Source organism: Cupriavidus sp. IDO (assembly GCF_000812465.1).
Classification (GTDB): domain Bacteria; phylum Pseudomonadota; class Gammaproteobacteria; order Burkholderiales; family Burkholderiaceae; genus Cupriavidus.
The window spans coordinates 1-1437 of record NZ_JWMA01000180.1; the positions used below are offsets into that span (position 1 = coordinate 1).

The 1437-nt window shown below is 64.9% G+C and carries 1 protein-coding gene; it reads left to right on the forward strand.

Annotation, left to right across the window (positions count from 1 at the left end; genetic code table 11):
- Window positions 1-109: 109 nt before the first annotated feature.
- A partial coding sequence (gene oxlT, locus RM96_RS32335) for an oxalate/formate MFS antiporter (RefSeq protein ID WP_039015830.1) occupies window positions 110-1437 on the forward strand: 1328 nt, incomplete at its 3' end.

Below are 1437 nucleotides of genomic sequence, written 5' to 3' on the forward strand. Positions count from 1 at the left end.
TGCCGCAATGTCAGGCGCCGATCTAGTAGTGACGAAAGGGCTCCACCCACAACGAGAGAAGCCCCGATGTGCCCACCGAGGCGCAACAAAAAGCACTAGGAGACAATAGATGGCGCATTTTGAAGCAGTAGCCACGACCGGCAACGGTCGGGGGCTGCAGAATCGTTGGTTCCAGCTGGCCATTGGCGTGGTCTGCATGGGACTGGTAGCGAACCTCCAGTACGGCTGGACCCTGTTCGTGTCCCCGATGGACGCCAAGCATCACTGGGGCACGTCCGCGATCCAGGTGGCGTTTTCCATATTCATTGTGACCGAGACCTGGCTGGTGCCGCTGGAGGGCTGGCTGGTGGACAAGTTCGGCCCGCGTCCGGTGGTGGCGGGCGGGGCGATCTGCGCGGGGCTGGCGTGGGTGATGAACGCGTACGCGACGACGCTGCCGGAGCTGTACACGGCGGCGGTGATCGCGGGGATTGGGGCGGGTGGGGTGTATGGCACCTGCGTGGGCAATGCGCTGAAGTGGTTCCCGGACAAGCGCGGGCTGGCGGCCGGATTGACGGCAGCGGGCTTTGGCGCGGGCTCGGCGATCACGGTGATCCCGATCGCGAACATGATCCAGAGCGCGGGCTACGAGAAGGCGTTCCTGAGCTTTGGCATCCTGCAGGGAGTGTGCATCTTCGTGCTGGCGCTGCTGCTGGTGAAGCCGCGTGCGCCGAAGGGCGCGGTGGCGGCGAAGGCGGTGCTGACCAACCACGTGGAATTCACGACGGGGCAGATGGTGAAGACGCCGGTGTTCTGGCTGATCTACGTATGCTTCGTGGCGGTGGCTGCGGGCGGGATCATGGCGACGGCGCAGCTGGGGCCGATTGCCAAGGACTATGGCTTTGCGTCGATGCCGGTGACGATGCTGGGAATGACGCTGCCGCTGCTGACGATGACCTTGTCGATCGACAACCTGTGCAACGGCTTTACACGGCCCTTGTGCGGATTCCTGTCGGACCGGTTTGGCCGTGAGAACACGATGTTCGTGATCTTCATCGGCGAGGGGCTGGCGCTGCTGGGGCTGATGCAGCTGGGTCACAACCCGTACTGGTTCATGTTCTTCGCGGCGCTGACGTTCCTGTTCTGGGGCGAGATCTTCTCGATCTTCCCGGCGCTGTGCGCGGACACGTTTGGCAGCAAGTTTGCGGCGGCGAATGCGGGCACGCTCTATACGGCGAAGGGGACGGCGGCGATGCTGGTGCCGCTGGCGTCGGTGCTGTCGGCGCGCGGAGGCTGGGACGCGGTCTTTACGGTGGCGGCGGTGGTGACGATTGCGGCGGGGATCTCGGCCAAGGTGGTGCTGGCGCCGATGCGCAAGCGGTTCATCACGGGACGCCCGGATGCGGTGCCGGTCTCGGATGCGGCCTATATGGTCAGCGCTTCCGCCCGCAAGGGAGA